This is a genomic window from Aeromonas rivuli (genome assembly GCF_020149575.1).
In the GTDB taxonomy this organism is placed as follows: Bacteria; Pseudomonadota; Gammaproteobacteria; order Enterobacterales; family Aeromonadaceae; genus Aeromonas; species Aeromonas rivuli.
This window is the reverse complement of the sequence record NZ_CP079742.1, coordinates 4,037,002-4,060,162: the sequence shown is the minus strand read 5'-3', so window position 1 is coordinate 4,060,162 and position 23,161 is coordinate 4,037,002. Positions and strand designations below refer to the sequence as shown.

The 23,161-nt window shown below is 61.6% G+C and carries 21 protein-coding genes and 2 pseudogenes; 13 read left to right on the top strand and 10 right to left on the bottom strand.

What is annotated here, in order from left to right:
- Window positions 1–217 precede the first annotated feature (217 nt).
- The 3 genes from typA (at window position 218) to dtd (ending at window position 3,804) form a co-directional block, all read left to right on the top strand.
- Window positions 218–2,029, top strand: a complete 1,812-nt coding sequence (gene typA, locus KYK33_RS18725) for a translational GTPase TypA (protein WP_042042628.1) — start codon at window positions 218–220, stop codon at window positions 2,027–2,029.
- Window positions 2,030–2,291: 262 nt separating this feature from the next.
- On the top strand, window positions 2,292–3,164 hold the full coding sequence (locus tag KYK33_RS18720; protein WP_224431473.1) for a virulence factor BrkB family protein: 873 nt from the start codon (window positions 2,292–2,294) through the stop codon (window positions 3,162–3,164).
- Between the two features lie 202 nt (window positions 3,165–3,366).
- Window positions 3,367–3,804, top strand: coding sequence for a D-aminoacyl-tRNA deacylase (gene dtd, locus KYK33_RS18715; protein ID WP_224431472.1), 438 nt, complete (start codon window positions 3,367–3,369; stop codon window positions 3,802–3,804).
- Between the two features lie 6 nt (window positions 3,805–3,810).
- Here the strand turns inward: dtd and KYK33_RS18710 are convergent, their stop codons facing one another.
- Entirely contained in the window at window positions 3,811–4,464 is a 654-nt protein-coding gene (locus KYK33_RS18710; RefSeq protein ID WP_042042631.1) for a spermidine synthase, read from the bottom strand.
- Window positions 4,465–4,515: 51 nt separating this feature from the next.
- Here KYK33_RS18710 and KYK33_RS18705 point away from each other — a divergent pair, with 51 nt between their 5' ends.
- Window positions 4,516–5,418, top strand: a complete 903-nt coding sequence (locus KYK33_RS18705) for a bifunctional GNAT family N-acetyltransferase/hotdog fold thioesterase (RefSeq protein WP_042042633.1) — start codon at window positions 4,516–4,518, stop codon at window positions 5,416–5,418.
- 63 nt (window positions 5,419–5,481) lie between these two features.
- On the opposite strand, the gene KYK33_RS18700 is transcribed toward KYK33_RS18705, so the two are convergent.
- The 4 genes from KYK33_RS18700 to KYK33_RS18685 form a co-directional block, all read right to left on the bottom strand.
- Complete coding sequence (locus KYK33_RS18700) at window positions 5,482–7,539, bottom strand: AsmA family protein (RefSeq protein ID WP_224431471.1); 2,058 nt, start codon at window positions 7,537–7,539, stop codon at window positions 5,482–5,484.
- 56 nt (window positions 7,540–7,595) lie between these two features.
- Window positions 7,596–9,665 carry an ATP-dependent DNA helicase RecG gene (gene recG, locus KYK33_RS18695; RefSeq protein ID WP_224431470.1) on the bottom strand — a complete coding sequence of 690 codons (2,070 nt, stop codon included), beginning with the start codon at window positions 9,663–9,665 and terminating at the stop codon, window positions 7,596–7,598.
- Between the two features lie 157 nt (window positions 9,666–9,822).
- Window positions 9,823–11,172 carry a CDP-diacylglycerol--serine O-phosphatidyltransferase gene (gene pssA / locus KYK33_RS18690; protein ID WP_224431469.1) on the bottom strand — a complete coding sequence of 450 codons (1,350 nt, stop codon included), beginning with the start codon at window positions 11,170–11,172 and terminating at the stop codon, window positions 9,823–9,825.
- 147 nt (window positions 11,173–11,319) lie between these two features.
- On the bottom strand, window positions 11,320–11,532 hold the full coding sequence (locus KYK33_RS18685; RefSeq protein WP_263480054.1) for a GntT/GntP/DsdX family permease: 213 nt from the start codon (window positions 11,530–11,532) through the stop codon (window positions 11,320–11,322).
- On the opposite strand from KYK33_RS18685, the pseudogene KYK33_RS18680 reads away from it, so the two are divergent.
- Both KYK33_RS18680 and KYK33_RS18675 read left to right on the top strand, forming a co-directional pair.
- Window positions 11,476–11,838: pseudogene (locus KYK33_RS18680) on the top strand (phosphogluconate dehydratase); the annotation flags it as partial. The gene KYK33_RS18685 and the pseudogene KYK33_RS18680 sit on opposite strands and share 57 nt — an antisense overlap.
- A gap of 25 nt (window positions 11,839–11,863) precedes the next feature.
- The gene (locus KYK33_RS18675; RefSeq protein WP_224431468.1) at window positions 11,864–12,505 is read left to right on the top strand and encodes a bifunctional 4-hydroxy-2-oxoglutarate aldolase/2-dehydro-3-deoxy-phosphogluconate aldolase; all 642 of its coding nucleotides are present in this window, start codon (window positions 11,864–11,866) and stop codon (window positions 12,503–12,505) included.
- Window positions 12,506–12,626: 121 nt separating this feature from the next.
- Here KYK33_RS18675 and KYK33_RS18670 read toward each other — a convergent pair.
- A pseudogene (locus KYK33_RS18670) lies at window positions 12,627–13,627 on the bottom strand (substrate-binding domain-containing protein).
- Window positions 13,628–13,713: 86 nt separating this feature from the next.
- Between KYK33_RS18670 and KYK33_RS18665 the strand changes: the two are divergent.
- On the top strand, window positions 13,714–14,364 hold the full coding sequence (locus KYK33_RS18665) for a Qnr family pentapeptide repeat protein (protein ID WP_224431467.1): 651 nt from the start codon (window positions 13,714–13,716) through the stop codon (window positions 14,362–14,364).
- A 108-nt stretch (window positions 14,365–14,472) separates the two neighbouring features.
- Here the strand turns inward: KYK33_RS18665 and KYK33_RS18660 are convergent, their stop codons facing one another.
- Both KYK33_RS18660 and gpmM read right to left on the bottom strand, forming a co-directional pair.
- Window positions 14,473–15,867 carry a peptidoglycan DD-metalloendopeptidase family protein gene (locus tag KYK33_RS18660; protein ID WP_224431466.1) on the bottom strand — a complete coding sequence of 465 codons (1,395 nt, stop codon included), beginning with the start codon at window positions 15,865–15,867 and terminating at the stop codon, window positions 14,473–14,475.
- Window positions 15,868–15,876: 9 nt separating this feature from the next.
- Entirely contained in the window at window positions 15,877–17,406 is a 1,530-nt protein-coding gene (gene gpmM, locus KYK33_RS18655) for a 2,3-bisphosphoglycerate-independent phosphoglycerate mutase (RefSeq protein WP_042042644.1), read from the bottom strand.
- 347 nt (window positions 17,407–17,753) lie between these two features.
- Here gpmM and KYK33_RS18650 point away from each other — a divergent pair, with 347 nt between their 5' ends.
- The 3 genes from KYK33_RS18650 to gpsA are packed head-to-tail and all read left to right on the top strand — an operon-like array spanning window position 17,754 to window position 19,708.
- Complete coding sequence (locus KYK33_RS18650) at window positions 17,754–18,185, top strand: rhodanese-like domain-containing protein (RefSeq protein ID WP_005890807.1); 432 nt, start codon at window positions 17,754–17,756, stop codon at window positions 18,183–18,185.
- Window positions 18,186–18,229: 44 nt separating this feature from the next.
- On the top strand, window positions 18,230–18,700 hold the full coding sequence (gene secB / locus KYK33_RS18645) for a protein-export chaperone SecB (protein ID WP_042042645.1): 471 nt from the start codon (window positions 18,230–18,232) through the stop codon (window positions 18,698–18,700).
- A 3-nt stretch (window positions 18,701–18,703) separates the two neighbouring features.
- Entirely contained in the window at window positions 18,704–19,708 is a 1,005-nt protein-coding gene (gene gpsA / locus KYK33_RS18640; RefSeq protein ID WP_224431465.1) for an NAD(P)H-dependent glycerol-3-phosphate dehydrogenase, read from the top strand.
- A gap of 138 nt (window positions 19,709–19,846) precedes the next feature.
- Here gpsA and nfuA read toward each other — a convergent pair whose 3' ends face one another.
- Window positions 19,847–20,425 carry a Fe-S biogenesis protein NfuA gene (gene nfuA, locus KYK33_RS18635; protein ID WP_042042648.1) on the bottom strand — a complete coding sequence of 193 codons (579 nt, stop codon included), beginning with the start codon at window positions 20,423–20,425 and terminating at the stop codon, window positions 19,847–19,849.
- Between the two features lie 178 nt (window positions 20,426–20,603).
- Complete coding sequence (locus tag KYK33_RS18630; protein ID WP_224431464.1) at window positions 20,604–21,320, bottom strand: ComF family protein; 717 nt, start codon at window positions 21,318–21,320, stop codon at window positions 20,604–20,606.
- A gap of 32 nt (window positions 21,321–21,352) precedes the next feature.
- Here KYK33_RS18630 and bioH point away from each other — a divergent pair, with 32 nt between their 5' ends.
- The 3 genes from bioH to KYK33_RS18615 are packed head-to-tail and all read left to right on the top strand — an operon-like array spanning window position 21,353 to window position 23,035.
- Entirely contained in the window at window positions 21,353–22,159 is an 807-nt protein-coding gene (gene bioH / locus KYK33_RS18625) for a pimeloyl-ACP methyl ester esterase BioH (RefSeq protein WP_224431463.1), read from the top strand.
- Window positions 22,160–22,209: 50 nt separating this feature from the next.
- Window positions 22,210–22,455 (top strand): flagellar biosynthesis protein FlgE, encoded by a 246-nt coding sequence (locus KYK33_RS18620; RefSeq protein ID WP_224431462.1) that lies wholly within the window; start codon window positions 22,210–22,212, stop codon window positions 22,453–22,455.
- A 40-nt stretch (window positions 22,456–22,495) separates the two neighbouring features.
- The gene (locus KYK33_RS18615) at window positions 22,496–23,035 is read left to right on the top strand and encodes a hypothetical protein (RefSeq protein WP_224431461.1); all 540 of its coding nucleotides are present in this window, start codon (window positions 22,496–22,498) and stop codon (window positions 23,033–23,035) included.
- Window positions 23,036–23,161: the final 126 nt, after the last annotated feature.

Sequence of the window (23,161 nt, the reverse complement as noted above, 5' to 3'; positions counted from 1 at the left end):
CTTCCGCCCTACATTGCACCAATTTGGTGCTACCTGGGATCTTTTTGGTGCGCCAAACAAGTGCAAGAGGGCAGGAACCCCCATATAAACAGGCTTGTTGGCGCGGGTCTATGATCCAGATCCATTGCAGTGCGTGAATCTACTGCGATTCTGCTAGGCAGATCACAAAGGCGAGAGTACAATTAGCGCCCAATTTTACCCGGTGATTGAGGCGAGAATGTTAGAGAATTTACGCAATATTGCGATTATTGCGCACGTAGACCACGGCAAAACTACCCTGGTTGATAAACTGCTGCAGCAGTCTGGAACCCTCGACCGTACCACTGATGGTCAAGAGCGTCTGATGGATTCCAACGATCTGGAAAAAGAACGTGGTATTACCATTCTCGCCAAGAACACTGCAATCCGTTGGAACGACTACCGCATCAACATCGTTGATACCCCGGGTCACGCCGACTTCGGTGGTGAAGTAGAGCGTGTCATGTCCATGGTTGACTCCGTGTTGCTGCTGGTTGACGCCGTTGACGGCCCAATGCCGCAAACCCGTTTCGTCACCCAGAAAGCATTCGCCCAGGGTCTGAAGCCGATCGTCGTCATCAACAAGATCGACCGTCCGGGTGCTCGCCCTGACTGGGTAATGGATCAGGTCTTCGATCTGTTCGACAACCTGGGTGCCACCGATGAGCAGCTGGACTTCAAAGTTGTCTACGCCTCTGCACTGAACGGTTGGGCCACCATGGACCAAAGCGTTGAGTCCGACAACATGGAACCCCTGTTCCAGGCCATCGTTGACAACGTGGAAGCACCTGCGGCTGATGTCGACGGCGGCTTCCAGATGCAGATCTCCCAGCTGGACTACAACTCCTACGTCGGTGTTATCGGTATCGGCCGTATCACCCGTGGTCGCGTCAAAACCAACCAGCAAGTTACCATCGTCGGTGCCAACGGCAAGAACCGGACCGGTAAAGTGGGTCAGGTACTGGGCTACCTGGGTCTGTCCCGTACCGAAGTGGCCGACGCGCAAGCGGGCGACATCATTGCCATCACCGGTCTGGGCGAGCTGAAAATCTCCGACACCATCTGTGACAACAATGCTGTCCAAGCCCTGCCGCCACTCTCCGTTGACGAGCCGACCGTGAACATGACCTTCCAGGTCAACACCTCACCGTTCGCCGGTAAAGAAGGCAAGTTCGTGACCTCCCGCAACATCATGGAGCGTCTGACTCATGAACTGGTCCACAACGTGGCCCTGCGCGTGGAAGAGACTGAAGATCCGGACAAGTTCCGCGTCTCCGGCCGTGGTGAACTGCACCTGTCCATCCTGATCGAAAACATGCGTCGCGAAGGTTACGAGCTGGCGGTATCCCGTCCGGAAGTTATCCTGCGCACCATCGACGGCGTCCTGCACGAGCCGTTCGAAACCGTTACCGTGGACGTGGAAGAGACCCACCAGGGTTCTGTCATGGAGCAACTCGGCCTGCGTAAGGGCGAGATGACCAACATGACCCCGGATGGCAAGGGTCGTGTCCGTCTTGACTTCATGATCCCGAGCCGTGGCCTGATCGGTTTCCAGACCGAATTCCTGACCATGACCTCAGGTACCGGTCTGCTGTACCACACCTTCGACCATTACGGCCCGCACAAGGGTGGCAGCATCGGCGAGCGTCAGAACGGCGTGCTGATCTCCAACGCGACCGGTAAGGCCCTGACCTTCGCCCTGTTCGGTCTTCAAGACCGTGGTCGTCTGTTCATCGGTCACGCGACCGAAGTGTACGAAGGCCAGGTGATCGGTATTCACTCCCGTTCCAACGATCTGACCGTGAACTGCCTGAAGGGCAAGCAGCTGACCAACATGCGTGCCTCCGGTACCGATGAAGCTCAAGTGCTGACTCCGCCGATCCGCATGACCCTGGAACAGGCTCTCGAGTTCATCGACAACGATGAATTGGTAGAGATCACTCCCAAGGCAGTACGTATTCGTAAGAAGCTGCTGACCGAGATGGATCGCAAGCGCTCCGGTCGCGCCTGATCTCTCTCCCATCAGGCCGCTAATCCGGTCTGATGGTGGTGATAAAAAATCCGAACACCCCTGGTGTTCGGATTTTTTTATGGGCGCATGGCAAGGAAGGCGTCGGGAATGGGGTGGTGATCCGGGCTCGGTGACCCTCATCGGGGCAGTCGCAGAGATGACGCCGTCAGGTCGGAAACAGGACTCATTTTATCTGGGGTCGGGCAATCCCGTGGCGAGTCTGACACAATAGGGGGCAGGATCTGTCTCGTAGGACGTTAATATGCAACATCATTTTCGCCAGCAACTGGCGCACGCCTCCGCATTCTTGCGCCACGATGGCCGCCATTTCGCCCACTTCGTCTGGGGTCGTTTTCAACAAGACCGGCTGACGGTCACTGCGGGCTATCTGGCGTATGTGACCCTGCTCTCCCTGGTGCCCATGATAGCGGTCGTGTTTGGCATGATGTCGGCTTTCCCGGTGTTTGAAGGGATCAAGCAGGCGATGGAGCAGTTCGTCTACGCCAACTTCGTGCCGACGGCGGGAGATGCCCTCAAGCAGTACATCGATGGCTTCGTTGCCAATGCCACCAATACCACGGCCGTGGGGATAGGGGCGCTGGTGGTGGTGGCGCTGATGCTCATCTCGGCCATCGACAAGAACCTCAACTACATCTGGCGCTCTACCCGGGGCAGGCCCCTCGGCCAGGCATTCGCCATGTACTGGATGATCCTGACCCTGGGCCCTGTGCTCATCGGGGCCAGCATTGCCGTCTCCTCCTATATCATCTCGCTGCGGATCTTCCAGGGAGAGGCGCTGTTCGGGGTCGGTTACTGGCTGCTGCGGGGCCTGCCTTTCCTCTTCTCCGTCATTGGTTTTCTGCTTATTTATACTGTGGTGCCCAACTGCAAGGTGCGGCTCTCCCACGCCCTGGTCGGTGCCCTGGTCGCGGCCGTGTTGTTTGAGTTAGCCAAGCGTGGCTTCGCGCTCTACATCACCAATTTCCCCTCTTATCAGGCCATCTATGGTGCCTTGGCGACGATCCCCATCCTCTTTGTCTGGGTGTACTTAAGCTGGCTGGTGGTACTACTGGGCGCCGAGACTACCGCCTGCTTGGGAGAGTACGAGAAGCCGGGCGCTGAAGAGCTGGGCTAGCTCGACAGGCGCCCTCCGGGCCTATCCTGTTTGTCTGGCTATGTGAGCTTGTTCAGCTCGCTGCCGAGACCACGGCCTGTCTCGGGGGGATGAGAAGCCGGCCATTGAGGAACTGGGCTGACTCGGCCTCTTGTTGGTAACATGGACGACCGCCCCGGGGCGGTCGTTTCATTTCAAGCTGTACCAGGCAAAGGAGTCGCGGATGATTGCATTGATTCAAAGGGTTAGCGAGGCCAGCGTCACCGTTGAGGGAGAAGTGGTTGGCGCCATAGATCAGGGGCTGCTGGTGCTGCTCGGGGTGGAGCAGGGGGATGACGAGGGCAAGGTCGACAAGCTGCTGCACAAGGTGAGTGGCTATCGCATCTTCTCCGACGAGAACGGCAAGATGAATCTCAATGTGAGCCAGGTGGGGGGCAGTCTGCTGGTGGTATCCCAATTTACCCTGGCGGCGGACACCGGCAAGGGGATGAGGCCCAGCTTCTCGGGGGGCGCCAGGCCGGAGGAGGCCAACAGGCTCTATGAATACTTTATCGACCAGGCCAGGGGGGCGGGTCTGCGGACCGAGACCGGGCGATTCGCCGCCGACATGAAGGTGGCACTGCTCAACGATGGCCCCGTCACCTTCTGGTTGCAGGTATGAGGCTTCTCAGGCTTGGCGAGCATGGACTATCTGGTTGATGCAACCCGGCACTCCCCTCAACTGCGGCTGGCCTATCCAGCGCTCGACCAGCAGCAGCACCTGATCCCGCTCTCGTCCGGTTCTGGGCAGCAGATTGATGATGAGTTCACCGCGCAGTCGACTCGCCAGGGCTTGATAGAAGTGGGGGCTGAACAGCAGGGGCGGGTTGCCGTCCTGACTGAACAAGTCCACCAGGATGAGATCGTAGTCACCGCTCTGCTCGAGCAGGAAGGCGAGGGCATCGGCCTGATGCAGGCACTGGCGCTCCGCACTTCCCGTCGTCATGAAGAAGTCGCGATAGAGGCTGATCACCTCGGCGTCGAGATCCACGCTGTCGAGGCTGGCCTCTGGCCAGCGACCCAGCAGGTGACGGCCTATGTCGCCGCCGCCGAGACCCAGCTCAAGTATGCGTTCGGCCCTTGCTGGCAGCAGGTTGGCGATGGCTTGCTGGTGGGGCAGACAGAGCTGTTGCGGTGCGGTGCGCACCATGGCGGATTGCACCACGCCATCTATCTCCAGCCAGCGATGAGCGCTATTTTGCTGAACGCAGATGCGGCGGCTCGGACTGACTCCCAGATGTAATAACTGTTCGGCCTGATACGTCTGTAGATTGAAGTCCATGAAATTGCACGGCAAGATGGCTTTCGACCAGTGTAACCCAAGGATGTCGCTATGTACCGGGTGGTAACCCCTCAAACAGAGTCAGAGCTGGATGCTTATTACCAGCTGCGCTGGGAACTGCTGCGCAAGCCATTCAACTTTCCCCCTGGCTCCGAGCGAGACGAATATGACTCAGTCGCCATTCATCGCATGATGCTGGCCCCCGATGGTACCCCCATCGCCGTGGGCCGCCTGTTCGTGGGTGGGGACGAGGCCCAGATCCGCTTCATGGCCATGCTGCCCGAGTACCGTGGTCAGGGGTTGGGGATGCGCATGGTCGCGGATCTGGAACAGCTCGCCTGTGAGGAGAAGGTCAAGCGGCTGGTGATGAATGCCCGCCAGGAGGCGGTGGAGTTCTATCGCAGATGCGGTTTTATCGAGGTGGGTGAGGGCCCCGTCTCGTTCGGTCGTATTCCCCACCGTCAGATGATCAAGTCTCTGAGCCCGCTGCAGACCATAGAGTACAGACCCCAATGGTGCCAGGATCTCACCACCCGCTGGTCGAGGGGCATTCCCATCAGCGAAAAGATGGGGGTACACATCACCCATTACGACGGCCAGACCTTCCATCTCAAGGCCAATCTGGCGGCCAACCTCAATGTCCATGACACCATGTTCGCCGGCAGCATCTATAGCCAGTGCGTGCTGGCAGGCTGGGGCCTGATCTGGTTGCAGTTGAAGGAAGAGGGACTGGTCGGTGATACCGTGCTGGCGGAGGGGGATATCAAGTATTACCGCCCGGTGACCAAGGAGCCGGAGGCCAGGGTGGCTCGTGAGGGGATGCCCGCCGTGCTGCAACCGTTGCGGGAGGGGAAATCGGCCAAGTTCAGCCTCAAAATAAAGCTGTTCAGCGGCAGCCAGCTCGCCGCCGAGTTCCTCGGCCGCTATGTGGTGCAGCCAGCGAAGCGCAGCTAGGACGCAAGCACAGAGGCCTCCCCAGGGAGGCCTCTGTGCTGATGGGTAAAGCATCAGCAGGGCTCAGCCACCTGAGTTCGCCGCCGACGGACTATCGGGGGTTGGGGGGCGATGGAGCGGGGTGTCACGCCCCTGAGCGGGGTAGCTGACCCCAACCTGCCAGTCGCAACTTGCCTTGGCTGCACTGAGCTGCCAGGCGAGTTCGGGGGCCGCGAGCGGACCGCGCCATTGGCCGATGAGCTCGGCGCACCCCTCTCGATTGAGGGCGCCTATGTCGAGTTGCCACAGATCGCCGCCCAGATCCAGACCGCCGCTCAAGGCGAGCAAGTGAGTGATGGTGGAGGCGCCGCCGCGGGTCAGTTGTAGCTTGCCCCCCTGAATAGTCGCGGCCAGGGCTAGCTGGTAGAAGGGGGTATCACCCCCCTGCATGGCTTGCCAAAGGGCGTCCTGACTCAGGCCCGGGGGCGTGGCTTGGGCAAACCACTCATCGAGGAGAGGATCCAGTTTCACACCGTCCCAGAAGGGGTCCTTGGCATCCAGACTCAGGGTGCCGCTCAGGCTGGTGCGCCACTCTGGCAAGCTGGCTTGCAGATCCATGGCGAGATCGGCCTTGCCGGCAAAGGAGAGCGGGCTGTGGAGCAGCTTGCCCCATTGAGCCAGATCCAGCTTCTCGCCCTTGAGGGTGAGGCTGGAGGGGAGTTGCGCCTCGCTGCTCCACTGGCCATTGATAGCCAGACTGCCCTCATCGGGCAACTGGCTGCTGAGCTTGCTCAGCTGCCAGAGCCCGGGGGCCGCGCTGAGGGCCAGCTGACCATTGCGGGCCGAGAGGCCGTCCCAGGCCAGCTCTATCCAGTCGCTGTTGAGGAGCCCCTGTTCGCTCAGGGCCAGGGGCTGTCTGCCATCCAGCCCCAGCTGCTGCAAATCCAGGTTCCAGCCGCTCAGGGAGAGTGGCAGAGCCTCATCGAAGGAGAGCACCCTCAGCTTGTCGAAGTGAAGCTGGCTTATCTCGAGCCGCGCTGGACGCGCGGCCTGCCAGGCTTGCCACCACCCCTGGGGCAGGCTGATGTCCATGCCAGTCAGGCTCAGCTGGCGCAGGCGCAACTGCTGGCGATCGGGATCCAGGCTGAACATGGCGTCGAAGCTGCCGTCATAGCCTTTGCCCTTGAGGGTGGCGCTGATCTGCTGACCGGAGAAGCTCAGCTGCCCCTCGATATCTTCCAGCTGAAACAGGCCGCGGCCCGCATCTCCTAGGCTGCCGAGCAGCTGGCCGCTGGCCGCGCTGCCCCTCTGCCACTCGAACTGGCTCAATTCACCATTGAAGTCATTGAGGGAGAACTCGTCGGTCAGGGAGTTGAGACTGACATGCTGGAAGTCGCCGCGATCCAGATTGACCCGGCGCAGGGGCCAGGGTTGGTCGCCAAGGTCCGCCAGCTCGATGCGCAGCCCCCTGGCCTTGAGATCCTGCAGGCGCAGGCTGCGGGCGGGCCAGTCCAGCACCACGCCAGCCTCGGCGACACCGTCAAACAACTGAGTCACCAGTCGATCCGTGGTCAGCACCTGGCCTTGCAGCTTGCCTGCCAGCGCCAGGCGGGTCAGGGTCAGTTTGGGCGTCTCCAGCCGGTTGATGTTGAGCGAGAGATCCGCCAGCACGGGTTGGCCCGGGCTGAGCAGCTGCCAGTTGCTCAGGGTGGCGCTGGCCCCCTGCAGCTTGAGCCCATCGCTGATGAGGTTGAGCCCGTCAATCTTGCTGTCTTGCACTGTGAGGGAGCGCAGCGGCAGGCTCGGCAGCTGGTTGGGCAGTGGCCAGCGGATGCTGGGCTTGATCAGGTCCAGATGGGCGAGGCGCACATCCCGGCTGAGCCAGTCTATGCTGTCGACCTCGATGTAGACCTTGTCAAACTTGACCGCCTCGCCATAGCTCACCTGTTCCGCCAGCAGGGTATAGGGGTGGAGCGGGTTGAACACCAGCCGGCCTATGGCCACGGGTTCACCGGTCTGGCGGCTGAGCCAGCTGGCGATGGGGTCCTTTGCGCGCTCGGCATCGAACAGCCCCAGTCCCATCCAGACGAACAGCAACAGGAAAGCGAGAGTGTAGAGCAGGGCGCGTAACCAGGCATTCATGAGTCACAGCCTCCTTGGCATCAGATTAAGTGGCAACAGAGTGGGGCTCTCCGGGATCAGGCATTGGAGTAGTGATCCCGCAGACCCAGCCAGCGGCGGATCAGGGGCTCGACATGACCAGGGTGCTGATCCATCAGATAGCGGGCCAGCTTCTGCACCTGGGGAATGAGCGCCTGGTCGCGTACCAGATCGGCTATCTTGAGATCCGCCAAGCCGGTCTGGCGGGTGCCGAGCAGTTCGCCGGGGCCACGCAACTCCAGATCGCGCTGGGCGATCAGGAAGCCGTCATTGGTCTCCCGCAACACCCCGAGCCGGCTCTGGGCCGTCTTGGAGAGCGGGGCGTGATAGAGCAGCACGCAGTGGGAGGCGACCGATCCCCGGCCGACCCGGCCCCGCAGCTGATGCAACTGGGCCAGCCCGAGTCGCTCCGGGTTTTCGATGATCATCAGGCTGGCGTTGGGCACATCCACCCCCACCTCGATGACGGTGGTGGCGACCAGTAGCTGCAAGATGCCCGCCTTGAACTCCTCCATGACCCGCTGCTTCTCGATGGGGCGCATCCGGCCGTGGACCAGACCGATATGCAGGCCGGGCAGCAGGGTCTGCAGCTCGCTGGCGGTATCTTCGGCGGCCTGGCACTCGAGCACCTCGGACTCCTCGATCAGGGTGCAGACCCAGTAGGCCTGCTTGCCCTCCTGGCAGGCGAGCTTGACCCGCTCTATCACGTCGCCACGGCGGCTGTCCGGCAGGGCGACCGTGGTGACTGGAGTGCGGCCCGGCGGCAGTTCATCGATGACGGAGGTATCGAGATCCGCATAGGCGGTCATGGCCAGGGTGCGGGGAATGGGGGTTGCGGTCATGATGAGCTGGTGGGGGTGGACCCCCTCCCGCTCTCCCTTCTCGCGCAGGGCGAGGCGCTGATGCACCCCGAATCTGTGCTGTTCGTCTATGATGACCAGCCCGAGGCGCTCGAACACCACCTGCTGCTGGAAGATGGCGTGGGTGCCGACAATCATGCGCACGCTGCCATCGGCAATGGCAGCCAGCGCCTCCTCCCTCGCCTTGCCTTTCTGCTTGCCCGCCAGCCAGCCGACCTGGATCCCCAGGGGAGCCAGCCAGTGATTGAAGTTGATGGCGTGTTGTTCGGCCAACAGCTCGGTCGGCGCCATCAATCCCACCTGGCAGCCGCTGCCGATGGCCTGCAGTGCCGCCAAGGCCGCCACCAGGGTCTTGCCCGAGCCCACGTCCCCCTGTACCAGCCGCATCATGGGATGGCTCTGTTGCAGATCGTGGCTTATCTCCGCCACTACCCGGCTCTGGGCGCCGGTGGGGCTGAAGGGCAGGGCACCCAGCAGACGCTGAACCAGCTCGGGGGCGGGCGCCAGGGCGTGGGCATGCTGGGTCTGGGCCTGGGCCCGAACTTTCAATATCGACAGGTTGTGGGCCAGCAGCTCTTCGAGCACCAGACGGCGCTGGGCCGGATGTTGACCGCTGTCGAGTTGATCCAGGGCGACCGAGGGGGGTGGCCTGTGCAGCAGTTGCAGGGCGGCAGCCAGATCCGTCTGCTGGGGATAGAGACCGGCGGGCAACAGCTCTTCCACCCCGTGTTGCGCCAGCAAGAGCAAAGCCTGATCGGTGAGATTGCGCAGGGTGAGCTGACGCAGCCCCTCGGTGGCGGGATAGACGGGGGTGAGCGCCTCTTCGGTCTGGCCAGCCTGTTCCTCGCCGAGCAGCTTGTATTCGGGGTGGGCCATCTCCAGGCCGAACTTGCCGGGTCGGGTCTCGCCGAAGCAACGGATGAGTCTGCCCTGGGCCAGGCTGTTTTTCTGGGCGGCGGTGAAATTGAAGAATCGCAGGGTGAGGGAGCCGGTGCCGTCGCTGATGCGGCACACCAGCATGCGGCGACGGCCCATCACCAGCTGGGTATCCTGGATCTCTCCCTCGACCGCCCCATGTAGACCGGGAATGAGATCGCCGATGGGCCACACCTGAGTGCGATCTTCGTAGCGGTGGGGCAGGTGGAACAGCAGATCCTGCACGGTGGCCAGTCCGAGCCGCTCGAACTTCTCCTGCATCTTGCTGCCGACGCCCTTCAGGCTATCGAGAGGAATTTTATCCAATTTCATCAATTAGATGCCCGCGAATACTGTAAATATGTCCAGATGATAGGGGTTATTGAGGTTGCGGTGCAAGCCGCGTTGCAGCGACAAGCAGCCAGCCGCCATGACAAAGGCCTGCCGAAAACGGCAGGCCTTTGGTGTTAGGCGCAGCATGGGCAGGGGATCAGATAATGCGTTTCAACAACAGGTGCGCCTTGACCCTGTGGATCCGGGCCAGCAGCTTGCGCACCTGCTCCGGGTAGTCCTTGGGCTCTTCCACCTGGCTGTAGTTGCCGATGCGGCTGGTGTTGGCCAGTATGTTGGCCTTCTCGGTGGCAAACTGTTCGGCCAGCTGGCGATCCCTGTCCTGAATGAGCAGGCCATTCTCGAGATCCAGCGCCCAGGCGCGCGGGTTGAGGTTGTTGCCGGTGAGCAGGGCCCACTCCTCATCGACGAAGATGCCCTTGAGGTGATAGGAGTTGCGCTCATGACGCCACAGCATGAGGTTGAGTCGACCCGCATCGATGTGATGCTGATTGCGCTCGGCGAACTTGCGCAAATTGGTCTCATACAGATAGGGCAGGCCGCCGATGGTGCTGAACTTCTCACCGGGGGGGATAAAGAAGTCGTTGGCCGTCTTGTCACCCACCACTATGGTCACCTTGCAACCCCGGTTGAGCAGGGACTCTATGTCCTTGTTCAGCTCCTTGGGCGGGTTGAAATAGGGGGTGCAGATAAAGATCTCCCGCTCGGTGGCGCGCACCAGATTACGAATGGTGCGGTTGAGCAGGTTGTTGCGCTTGCCCAGGCCCGCCAGCGGCGTGATGGCGATCTGCTGGCCATCGGCCTTGCTGGTGTTGAAGCGATATTGGCTCTGGCGCAGGCTCATCTTGAAGCGGCGGATAGGTCCCTTGAGCTGCTTGGCCGTCGGGATCTCGGCACTGTCGAGGCGCTGCACGGCGGGATTGGCGACGAACTGGTCATCCACGTAGTTGACCATGGCGCGGCACAGCTCTGTGCTCTCTATCTGGTGGTAGCGGTCGAAGCGGTAACGTTCCTGCTGATGCAGATAGATGTCATTCAGGCTGGCACCGGAATAGAGCAGGGTGTCATCGAAGATGAAGCCCTTGAGATGCAGTACCCCCAGCAGCTCGCGCCCCTTGACCGGTACGCCGTAGGTTTCGATCTGGTACGGATGCTGGGCAGCCATCTCTTGATACATCAGATGGTTGCCCCCCTGTTTGCCCTTGCCGATCAGGCCGCGCTGGGCACGGTGAAAATCGACGAACAGCTTGATGTCGAGGGCTGGATTGCGTTGTTTGGCGGCGTAGAGGGCGGCCATGATTTCACGGCCAGCCTCGTCATCTTGCAGGTAGAGGGCGACCAGATAGATGCGCTGACGGGCGTGCTGGATAAGCGACAGGATCCGGCTCTTGAAATCCCGGGCACTGTAGAGTGTCTGGAACTGTTGTGCGGCGACGGCAATCTGGGGCAAGTTCGCCAACAGGTGTCGATAATGGGCCGATGAATGCATAGAGAAACCTGATATCACTGAGTTAAGCGTTCCACTCGGGGCGACGAATAGGCGATTCTAGCAATCTCACCCCCTCAGCCAAAGCAACAATCATCAGAAAGGTGAAAAAGGCCTCAGGATGGAGGCCTTTTATTGACAGGCTTGTGCTTAAAGCAGGCTGAAAATGATCATGGCGACCACGCCGCCCGTGGTGCCGATGATGGTCTCCATCACCGTCCAGGTCTGCAGTGTCTGCTTCTCGGAGAGCCCCAGATAACGGTTCGCCAGCCAGAAGCCGGAGTCGTTGACGTGGGACAGCACGATGGAGCCAACGGCATGCCCGAGTTGCACATGCTGATGCCCGTGCTCGGCGACTTGCAGAAGACGGGGTACAAGGTCGCCCTGGTCACCGATGGTCGTCTCTCCGGCGCCTCCGGCAAGATACCGGCCGCCATCCACGTCACGCCGGAGGCACTGCATGGCGGCGCCATCGGCCTGCTGCGCGACGGCGACATGTTGCGTCTGGATGCAGAGTCCGGCCGCCTCGATTGCCTGAGCGAATTGACTGGCCGCACTCAGGCCGAGATCGATCTCAGCCTGGAGCAAGAGGGGTGGGGCCGTTAACTGTTCAGTGTGATGCGTCGCACCGTATCGAGCGCCGAGTGTGGCGCCACCATTTTCGAGTAATGACGAGTCGAATAAGGAAAAGACGATGAAAAACTGGAAACTGACCCCGGCCGAGGTGTTTGCCGCCTCTCCGCTGGTGCCTGTCATGGTTATCAATGAACTGGATCAGGCGCTGCCCATGGTCAGAGCCCTGCTGGCCGGTGGCATCTCGGTGTTCGAGATCACCCTGCGTACCCCGGTGGCGTTGGAGGCCATCAAGCTGATCGCCGAGGCGATGCCGGACGCCATGGTGGGCGCCGGTACTGTGCTCAACAGTGCCCAGTATGATGCCGCTGTGGCCGCCGGGGCGCGCTTCGTCATCTCCCCGGGCATGACACCGGCACTGCTGGCCCATGGCGCCAGCGGCACGGCGCCACTGATCCCGGGGGTGGCCACCGCCTCCGAGGTGATGCAGGCGCTGGAAGCGGGTTATGACCATCTCAAGTTCTTCCCGGCCGAAGCCAATGGCGGCACCAAGGCGCTTGCCGCCATCGCCGCGCCCCTGCCGCAGATCCGCTTCTGTCCCACAGGTGGCATAGGCCCGCACAATGTCGCCGACTACCTGGCACTGAAATACGTTGCCACCGTCGGCGGCTCCTGGATGCTGCCAGCCGAGGCGCTCAAGAGTGGCAACTGGGCAGAGGTGACCCGCCTCTCCCGCGAGGCGGTTGCCTTGGTGGCACGCTAAGCAAGCGTTGATCAAGAGCCCATCTCCCCGGGTCCGTGACGGCACCCCACAAGAGAGGCCACCCCAGGGTGGCCTCTCTTTTATATTGCGCGCGACCCAGCGTGCTGTGGATGAGGGGAATTCAGCCCAGGCTGTCACCTTGATAGAGGGTGAAACCGAGATCGATCCGGGTATGGGACACTGGCTTGCCGGCGAGCCTCGCCATCAGCAGGGTGGTGACCTCGCGCCCCATGGCTTCACGGGGGGTAATGATACTGGCCAGGCTGGGGCTCATGGCGCGGCCAATGTCCAGGGCATTGCTGCCGGCGATGGCGAGCCGCTCTGGTACCGCTATGCCCAGCGCCTGGCAGCGCAGCAGGGCGCCGACCGCGAGATCGTCGTTGGTGCAGTAGAGGCCATCGAGATCCGGATACTCGGCCAGGGCCTGCTCCAGCAGTTCCCCCCCAGGGTGAAGCTGGAGGCGCGCTCGGTCAGCAGGTGGCGACCGGGCAGATTAGCCTACGCCATGGCCCGGTCATAACCCTCCATCCGCAGTCGGGTACGCACATCGAGTCGGGCTCCCAGATAGATGGGGCGGCGGCCTCGACTCAGCATCTCTGTTACCATGGCCTGGGCGGCGGCGCGATGATCCATGCCGACCACCAGATCGATGGGCTGCTCCGGCAGATCCATGGTCTCCACCACCGGGATGCCGGCGGTGGCAATCATCTTGCGGGTGCGGGGGGTATTCAGGCTGTCCGAGAGGATCAAGGCATCCACATGATAGGAGAGCAGGGAGGCCACCTGCTCCTCTTCCCGCTCCGGGCTGTAGCCCTAGTGAGCGAGCAGCGTCTGATAGCCAGCGGGCCGGGTCACCGACGCTATGCCACGCACCAGGGCCGAGAACACCTGGTTGGAGAGGGAGGGGATCAGTATGCCGATGGCGCGGCTGGTGGCGTTGGAGAGAATCTCCGGCGCCCGGTTGGGTATGTAGCCAAGCTGCTCGACGGCGGCGGTCCGCTCCTGGGTAGCCTCGGCCACGGCCTGGGGATCGCGCAGGTAGCGGCTCACCGTCATCTTGGTCACGCCAGTCAGATCGGCAATCTCCTGCAGGGTAGGGCGGCGTTTACGGCTGTCGTTCATGATGGGATCCCGGGGTAATGCTACGTGTAACATTACCGTTTTTGCGCAAAAAGTTAGCATATGACGCCAGTGAAGAGGAGAGAATCATGGTGAAGGGCAAGACATTCCAGGGGCACAGGTTCGCGGCCGATGAGGTGGAGGGGGAGCAATTCGAGCACTGCCTCTTTCTGGGGTGCAACTTCTCCTGGCTGGATCTGCGGGAGTGCCGCTTCGTGGAGTGTCGCTTCTATGACAGGGAGACGGAGCAGCACTGCCTGCTGCAGGGTTGCGATCTGCGCGAAGCCAGTTTCTTGCGCTGCGATCTCACCCTGGCGGATCTCAGCCGCAGCCAGTGCCTGGGATTGGAGATGCGCGACTGCCAGGCGGTGGGCATCAACCTCGCCCAGGCCAGCTTCGCCAACCAGATCACCCCCAAGAGCTACTTCTGCGAGGCCTATCTGACCGGCAACAACTTCAGCTTCGCCAATCTGGAGTCCTGTCTGCTGGAGCGTTGCGAGCTGAGCAGCAACCGCTGGCAGAACGCGAACCTGAGAGGGGCTTCCCTGGTGGGCTCGGATCTGAGTCATGGGGAGTTTGGCCAATTTGACTGGCAGAGTGTCACACTCACCGGCTGCGATCTGCGTGGCTGCGATCTGCCCGGTCTGGATCTGCGCCGGGTTGATCTCCAGGGGGTCCAGATCAGCGAGTACCAGCAGCAGGGCCTGCTGGAGACCCTGGGCATCCAGGTCTTCCCCTGAGCCCTCGTCACTCCGTCATCTTTCAACATGTCGCCCTCGTCAGTCGGGGAGCGGTAGACAACAAAGAGCCCGCAGTCGCGGGCTCTTTGTGTGAACTGATGAGTGGTCTTAGCGGCGCGCCAGCCACTTGCTGGGGTTGATCGCCTCGCCCTGGTAGCGGATTTCGAAGTAGAGACCGGGCCTGTCCTGGCCACCGCTGTCACCGACCAAGGCGACGGGCTCACCCTGCTCTACCTTCTGACCGGTCTGGCGTAGCAGCGACTGATTATGACCATACAGACTCATGTAGCCCTTTCCATGGTCAATCACCAACAACATGCCGAAGCCATCCAGCCAGTCGGCATAGACCACCTGCCCCGGCGCCACTGCCTTGACCTGGGCCCCTTCGTTGGCACCGATCAGGGTGCCTTTCCACTTGAGCTGGCCGGTGCGCTGGGAGCCGTAAGAGATGAGGATGGGGCCCTGCACCGGCCAGCGCAGGCTGCCGTTGGTGCTGAGGCCGGCGTAGCCGTTGGCAGCTGCCTTGGCGCTGTTGCGGGCGGTGGCTTGCTGCTGTGCAACCCTGCCTTGTTGCGCGGCGATTCTCTGCTGCTCGGCGGCGAGCCGCTTCTGTTCGCCGACCTTCTGCTGCGCGGCCGCGATCCGCTGCTGTTCGGCAATCCGCTTCTGCTCGGCGGCCAGGCGTTGTGCCTCCAGACGGCGCTGGCGCTCCTGCTCGGCCTTCAGCTTGGCCAGTCGCTCCCGCTCGGCCCGTTCACGGCGTTCCTGCTCTTCCCGCTGGCGACGCAGCTCTTCTAGCCGGGCCTTCAGGGCTTTCTCCGCCTTGACCAGCTTGGTCAGCTTCTGTTCGTCATTTTGTACCGATTGCTGCAGCTGGTTGCGCACCTTGGCGCGGCTCTGCTGGCTGGCCAGCAGGCTCTGGTGATGCTCTTGCTGCTCGCCAAGCAGGCTCTGCAGTGCCTGTTCGGTCTGCTGGGTGGCTTGCTGGTTCTTGGCGAGCTTGGTGCGGGTGGCGCGCAGGGCATCGATGGCCTCGATGCGCGCCTTGTTGAGGTAGTCGTAATAGTCGAGGGAGCGGCTGATCTTGGCCGGATCCTGCTGATTAAGCAGCAGTTTGAGATAGTCGTGATTACCGGCCTGGAAGGCGCTCTCGGCCTGTTTGGCCAGCAGTTGCTTCTGGTGCTTGGCCTCTTGCTCCAGCTCGCTCTTGTTCTGTTGCAGTTCAACCAGCTTGCGCTGGTTCTGCTGCAGCTGCCGCCTGGTTTCGTTGAGTTTGGCGGCCGCCGCGGAAATGGATTGCTCATCTTGCTTCAACTGATTGTTGAGCTTGGCGAGTTCGCCCTTGCTGAGCTTGATGGTCTTGCGCTGATCCTTTATCTGGGACTGCATCTGACCGAGTTCGTTGGCTGCCGACACAGGGGCCGGGCCAAACGCAAAAAACAGCGCGCCTGCCAACAGGCAGACGCGACTGGTTTTGAGTGAAATATATCCGCATCCCCGCATGGGGCAGGATTATTTCAGAATCATCAGGGGCTTGCCAGTCATTTCCGGCGGCACCGGCAGACCCATCAGGGTCAGCATGGTCGGGGCCAGATCGGACAATTTACCATCTTGCGCCACTTCAGCCTTGCGGCCGAAATAGATGAGCGGCACCGGCAGGTTGGTGTGGGCGGTGTGGGCCTGACCGGTCTCTTCGTCCAGCATCTTCTCGGCGTTGCCATGGTCGGCGGTGATCAGGCATTCGCCACCCACTTCCGCCAGGGCTTCGGTGACGCGGCCGATGCAGTGGTCAACGGCTTCACAGGCTTTGACTGCGGCATCGAACACACCGGTGTGGCCGACCATGTCGCCGTTCGGGTAGTTGCAGATGATGACATCGTACTTGCCGCTCTTGATGGCGCCGACCAGCTTGTCGGTCAGCTCTTCCGAGCTCATCTCCGGCTGCAGGTCATAGGTGGCCACTTTCGGGCTGGCGACGATCTCGCGATCCTCGCCGGGGAAGCAGGCCTCTTCGCCACCGTTGAAGAAGAAGGTGACGTGGGCGTACTTCTCGGTTTCGGAGATGCGCAGCTGGGTCTTGCCCTGCTTGGCCAGCCACTCACCCAGGGTGTTGACCAGCGCGGTGGGCGGATAGGCGCAGACGGCTTTGATGTCGGCCGCGTATTCGGTCAGCATCACGAAGTTCAGGGCCGGGGTCGCTTCGCGGGCAAAGCCGGTGAAATCGCTATCGACGAAGGCACGGGTGATTTCGCGGGCACGGTCGGCACGGAAGTTCATGAAGATCAGCGCATCGCCGTCGTTCATGGGCGCGGCGGCACCGATGCGGGTGGCCTTGACGAACTCGTCGTTCTCGTCGCGGGCATAGGCGGCGGCCAGGGCGTCGCTGGCGTTGTCGGCGGTGAACTCGCCCTTGCCCTGGGTCATCAGGTCATAGGCTTGCTGCACGCGATCCCAGCGGTTGTCGCGGTCCATGGCGAAGTAGCGGCCGATCATGGAGGCGAAGCGACCCTTGCCCAGACGGGCAAACAGGGCATCGAACTGCTCGATGGAGGATTGGGCGGAGCGCGGCGGGACGTCGCGGCCATCCAGGAAGGCGTGGAAGTAGATCTGCTCGGCGCCACGCTTGGCGGCCATCTCGATCATACCCATGATGTGTTCTTCATGGCTGTGTACGCCACCCGGAGACATCAGGCCCATGATGTGCACGGCCTTGCCGTTGCTGACGGCGCTGTCGACGGCTTTGCCCAGCTCGACGTTATTGAAGAAAGTACCTTCAGCAATGTCCTTGGAGATACGGGTCAATTCTTGATAGACGATGCGACCGGCGCCAATGTTGACGTGGCCCACTTCGGAGTTGCCCATCTGGCCATCGGGCAGGCCCACGTCCAGGCCGGAGCCTGAGATGAGGGTGCTGGTGTAGTCATGGGCCAGGCGGTCCAGGTTCGGGGTCTTGGCGGCGGCAACGGCATTGTGCTCTTGCTTGGTGCTGTAGCCCCAACCGTCCATGATGACCAAAACCAGGGGTTTTTTCGCTGTTGACATAAAGCTATGTCCTCTCGGATAGGAATGAACTGGGGAATCGAAACTAGCGTAATATTACTACATCTGCCGAAATAGTCACCTGATCCCCAAGCGCCTCTCCCCCTTGGATTTTTCGCTGTTATCGAGCCGTTTTCGGCATGTTGTCAGCTTGTCTATCGAGGGTTATCCCGTTGCCCAAGATGACCATCAAGCCTCCCTCCTTATATAGAAGACGGCCCATTGAGGGGGAGGTGGCCCGAGGCGGCACCTTGATGGGAGCCCGCTCTCGCTTTGCCGCCAAGATGGCTGATCTTCACTGGGGGCCCATGTATACTCGGCCACTTGTCTCGGTCTTTGGATAGTAAAAGATGCAAGAGTATTTGGATTTTGCGACCCGCAATCCGCTGTTGTCGGCGGCTTGGTTGGGTCTGGCGGGCACCCTGATCTACACCACGGTACGTGCCAGCCTCTCTCCGGTTAAAACGGTAAATAACCACGGTGCAACGCTGCTCATCAACCGTGAGAACGCCATCGTGGTTGATACCCGTAGCCAGGACGAATATGCCAAGGGTCATCTGGCCGGTGCCCAGCACCTGCCCGCCAGCCAGATCCAGGCCAATAATCTGGGCGCGGTTGAAAAGCATAAAGATGCCCCCATCATAGTGGTGTGCGAGTCGGGGATGACCGCTGGTGGCGCGGCCCGTCAGTTGAGCAAGGCCGGCTTCAAGCAGGTGTATGTGCTCAGCGGTGGCATGGCCCAATGGCGTGCAGACAATCTGCCGGTAACCAAAAAACGCTGATTTAAGGGCGTGCGCCCAACATTTTTATCAAAGGAATCAAAAGAATGGCTGACGAAATCAACAACCAGGAAGTACAACCGGAATTCCACATCCAGCGTGTTTACACCAAGGATGTCTCCTTCGAAGCGCCGAACACGCCGCACATCTTCCAGAAAGAGTGGCAACCGGACGTCAAGCTGGACATGGACACCAAGACCAGCGTCCTGGCTGACGGCGTGTATGAGGTTGTACTGACCCTGACCGTCACCTGCAAGCTGGAAACCGAGACCGCCTTCCTGTGTGAAGTGCAGCAAGCCGGTATCTTCAGCATCGGCAACCTGCCGGAGCCACAGCTGGCGCATTGCCTGGCCGCTTTCTGCCCGAACATTCTGTTCCCTTATGCCCGCGAAGCCGTGGCCAACCTGGTCAGCAAGGGTTCCTTCCCGCAGCTGAACCTGGCACCGGTCAACTTCGATGCCCTGTTTGCCCAGCACATGGCACAGGCTCAGGTTCAACAGGCAACAGCGGAAGCCTGATCAATGGCCGACCCGATCGCGATTTCGGTGTTGGGGGCGGGGTCTTATGGCTCCGCCCTTGCCATTTCTCTGGCCCGTAACGGTCATTCGACCCTGCTATGGGGCCATAATCCGGCTCATGTCGCCGTGTTGGAAGCCGATCGTTGCAACAAGGCCTTCCTGCCGGATGTGCCCTTCCCCGCTACGCTGCAGCTGAGCGCGGATCTCGAGCAGGCGGTACAAGCCGCTCCCGTGCTGCTGCTGGTGGTGCCGAGTCATGTCTTTGGCCAGGTGCTGACCGAGATCAAACCCTTCCTGCGTCCCGATACTCGTATCGCCTGGGCCACCAAGGGATTGGAGCCGGACAGCGGCCGGCTGCTGCAGGATGTGGCCCGCGAGATACTGGGGGAGGAGATACCGCTGGCGGTCATCTCGGGTCCTACCTTCGCCAAAGAGCTGGCCGCCGGTTTGCCGACGGCCATCTCGGTCGCCTCGACCCACGACGATTTCGCCGACGACCTCTCCCATCTGCTCCATTGCGGCCGATCATTCCGGGTCTATACCAATCCGGACTTCATCGGTCTGCAACTGGGGGGGGCGGTCAAGAACGTCATCGCCATCGGCGCCGGCCTCTCCGACGGCTTGGGTTTTGGCGCCAACGCCAGAACCGCGCTCATCACCCGGGGTCTGGTGGAGATGCAGCGCCTCGGTGCGGCCCTGGGTGCCGATGCCAAGACCTTTATGGGGATGGCGGGGCTCGGGGATCTGGTGCTGACCTGTACCGACAACCAGTCCCGCAACCGCCGCTTCGGTCTGGCGCTCGGGGCCGGTAAAGAGGTGGATACCGCCATGGCCGAGATCGGTCAGGTGGTGGAAGGCTATCGCAACACCAAGGAAGTGCATCTGCTGGCGGCCCGTTACGGGGTCGAGATGCCCATCTGCGAGCAGATCTTCCAGGTGCTCTATCAGGGCCGCAACCCGTTCGATGCTGCCATCGCCTTGCTCAGTCGCGACAAGCGCGACGAATGATCCCTGGTTGATCCCGGCATATCCGATAGCAAAAAGCCCCGCCAAATTGGCGGGGCTTTTTCATGGGTAATGTACGAGGGGGCAGGGCAACCTCAATGGATAACGGACATGAGCACAGGGGTACTCATGCCTGCGCTATCAATAGTAGGAGTGATCGCCACGCTGGTGCTCGGTGGCATCTTTGACGCCGTTGAGCTCGCCCGGGAATTTCTCCAGCAGCTGCTTCTCGATCCCCTCTTTCAGGGTGTAATCCACCTGTGAACAGCCGTTGCAACCACCACCGAACTGCAAAATCGCCAGCTTGTCGTCGGTGATGTCAATCAAGGTCACCTTGCCACCGTGACCGGCCAGCATGGGGTTGACCTCTGACATCAGCACGTATTCGATGCGATCGGCCAGGGGGGCATCGTCGGCCACCTTGCGCATCTTGGCGTTGGGTGCCTTGAGGGTGAGCTGGGAGCCCATCTGATCGGTGACGAAGTCGATGGTGGCATCGACCAGGTAAGGGGCGCTCAGGGGATCGACCAGGCAGTCGAAGCCGCTGTAAGGGAGGTGTTGATCTTCCGGATCCACCGCATCCGGTGGGCAGTAAGAGACGCCGCACTCGGCGTTCTGGGTTCCCGGATTGACCACAAACACCCGGATGTTGGTGCCATCAGGCTGATTTTCCAGCAGCTTGCGGAAATGCGCCTGGGCGGTGTCGGAAATGCTGATCATCACTATCCTCATAAACCTGAGTGTACGACTAGGGTATTCATGATAACGCGGTTGCCGCCCCTTGGATAGCGCGTGTTCAAGGCTTGGACGCGCAGCCATGGCACGCAGGATCTACACCTCACGCCGCCCGATGGCACTGTTATGTTGCCACTGTTCCGGTTGGCTCACAGGACCGCAGTTACTTGACATGGGGCAGGGTACGGCACAGCGCCCACACCTCGACTCTTGCTATCCCGCTCTCATGGAGCAGGCGGGTGAGCTGACCCGCCGTAGCACCCGTCGTGACCACATCGTCGAGCAGGGCGACATGCTGGTAGTGATGGGGAGCGATGTGGAAGGCCCCCTTGAGATTGCGGCGGCGCTGGCTGGCGCTGAGCTGGGTCTGCTGAGGGGTCGCCCGGATGCGGCGAATGACCCGAAGATCGAGAGGGATGCCGGTTAAACGGCTCAGACAGAGACCCAGCTGCTCGGCCTGATTGAAACCACGGCGCCACTGGCGCCACCAATGCAAGGGCACAGGGATGATGGCCTCGGGGGGATCCTCCAGGGTCAGGTGATCGGCCAGCAGCCTGGCGAGCAGGGGGGCCAGCAGCAAGTCGCCACCATATTTCAGGCGAGGAATAAGCCAGGGGTAGGGTGGCAGATAGTCCCCTATGACCTGCAACCTGTCCCAGGGGGGCGGCCTGCGCTGACAGCGGCCACAGAGTGGCCACATCTCTTCGAGAGGGGTGGCGCAGAGTCGGCAGCGATGCTCTTGCTGGCGGAGGCTGGTACGACACCAGTGGCAGAGTAGGGGATCGGTGTCACAGGGTTGTCGACAGAGCAGGCAGAGTCCCAACCAGTCGACCGGGGTACCGAGGATCGGACTTGCTTTGGCGAGCAGGCGCTTTAACATGCGACCCCAATGAATGGATGTGAGGGAGTCTGATGAGCATAGTGGTGGAGCGCCTCGGTCAGGGGCCAGATCTGGTGTTGTTGCATGGGTGGGGCATGAATGGTGCCGTCTGGCATGGGATAGCCCCCCTGCTCAGTCCGCATTTTCGGTTGCATCTGATCGACTTGCCCGGCTTTGGCGCCAGCCCGTTGGCCGAGGGGGTGGATTACGACCTCAACTGGCTGGCGCGGCAGGTCGCTGCCATATTGCCGCCGCGCGCCCACCTGCTCGGCTGGTCCCTCGGTGGTCTGGTGGCGAGCCGCATTGCCCTCGATACACCGGAGCGGGTCGCCTCCCTCATCACCGTTGCCAGCTCCCCCTGCTTCATGGCGCGAGAGGAGTGGCCCGGTATAGCTCCCAAGGTGCTGGAGGGTTTCATGACGGCGCTGGGGGGGGATTTTCGCCAGACGGTGGAGCGCTTCCTGGCCATTCAGGCCATGGGCAGCGAACATGCCCGGGACGATATCCGCCAGTTGAAACAGTGGTTGGCGCAGCGGCCTGCGCCGCAGCTGGCCGCTCTCACGGCGGGCCTGACCATGCTGGCCGAGGTGGACTTGCGCGAGGAGCTGGCGCAGCTGGCTCTGCCCTGGCTACGAGTCTATGGTCGCCTCGACTCCCTGGTGCCCAGGGCCAGCATTGCGCTGCTCGATGAACGCTATCCTCGCAGCGAGAGCCAGATACTGGCCAAGGCTTCCCATGCTCCCTTTATTTCTCACCCTGAGCTTTTTGTCAGCGGTCTGAGGGAGTGGCTCGCCATGGGGACTGACTGCGCTGATTCAAAATCGAGCGCCATGCTTTGATAATCCCGCGAGGCGGTGGATACTTACTCCACTGTCAGGGAGATAGCACCATGCAAATTGATTCCGCCTTTACCACTGGCCTGCAGGGATATCAGCGGGCCGAGCAGAGGGTTGACCAGGCAAGCGAGGCCATTGCCAGCGTCAATGTGGCGCGACCTGAACCCGAGGCGGCCCCGGTGGCGCTCACCGACGAGCTGATCAACCTCAAGCTCGGTGAGCTGCAGGCCGGTGCCTCGGCCAGGGTGATCCAGACGGCCAGTGACATGCTCGGCAGTCTGATCGACATTCGGGTCTAAGAGGCCTGCTTGGCCACCCTTGGGGCGGCCGAGCACTATCATGAGCCTCAACGTCACGCTTCCCCCCAGCCTGCCCAACGCGCTGCAACCTCAGACGGAAGCGGCGCGCACCGACAATCGCCGCGCCGAACTGATCCCCCAGCCCCCCCAGGGTGCTGCCGCGAGCGGCAGCCAGAAATCGGCCAGTCAGCAGGATCAGGAGAGGCAGACCCTCCGCCAGGGGTTGCTCCGTGACGGTGCGATGCGGGAGGGGGCGGGCACCCTCTCCTCGGCTCCTCATTCGCTACCTCAGCGGGTCGATGAGCGTGGGCATCAGGACGGCCAGGGCAGCCAGCAAGGGACGCATCGGGAGAGTCATCAAGATGCCGAGCGGGCAGGGGATCAGAGGGGCAGCCACGGGGTCGCCTCGGCGTTGGTGTTCGGTGGTGGGCTATCAACCCGGGTTGGCCAATATGCTCATCCCGGCATGCAAGGCGGGGTGTTGAATGCCTACATGGAGATACGCAGCCAGGCCATCGCCCAGCGCTATCGCACTGCCAGCCGACCCGCCACGCCCCAGCAATTCGATCTGAAAATCTGAACCGCCGTTGCCATGACAGGGCTCCTTGAGCCTGATGCTCTGCACGGGATAGCGGCAGAGAAGGGGAGATCCCCTACAACAAGAAGCCCCTCGCGGGGCTTCTTGTTTATCCGGGCATTTGAGGCG